Raw genomic sequence first — 569 nt, forward strand, 5'->3', positions numbered from 1 at the left:
TGGCTGCCGTTCACGGCATCGGTACTGGTCGCGTTAACCGCACCTGCAGCGACGTTACCCAAGGTTACCGGGCCGCCTGTGCCCACCAGATTCACTTTGTTGCTCGGCGTAGTGGCCGGAGTGCCCGCTGTGTCAACATAGGTCATCGGGGTATCGAACTTAACCGTTGTTACACCGCCAGTGCTGCTGACGTTGGCTACGGTACCTTGGCCGTTAACAAAATTAACGGTATCGCCATGGGTGACAAAATCTTCGTCAACCCCGTTGCCTTGTACGGTGAAGCCGGCGTTCAATACGTCGTTGACGGTGGCGGCGTTGTGGCCTTTGTTGGCAGACAAGGTGGTGCGGTCGTTACCGGTCGGGTTGGTAACGGCTGCAGCGGTATCGGCCAGATTGTCCTTCACGTTGGCCAAGGTGGTCGGTGCGGTTGTGCTGCCGGCCGCATTCTGCAGGCTGGTAATCACATCCGCTGCTGCAACTTGGTTACCTGCACCGTTGGGTGCATCGTAGAAGTTGCCGTCGGTGTGTTTGTACACCTTGGTGCCGTCGGCTTTGGTGTATGCAACCGG

At 58.0% G+C, this 569-nt stretch carries 1 pseudogene; it reads right to left on the reverse strand.

What is annotated here, in order from left to right:
* Positions 1 to 569 (reverse strand): annotated as a pseudogene (locus ACTHSQ_RS11110) (hypothetical protein); the annotation flags it as partial.

The organism is Neisseria sp. P0009.S008 (assembly GCF_051958615.1).
GTDB lineage: Bacteria > Pseudomonadota > Gammaproteobacteria > Burkholderiales > Neisseriaceae > Neisseria > Neisseria subflava.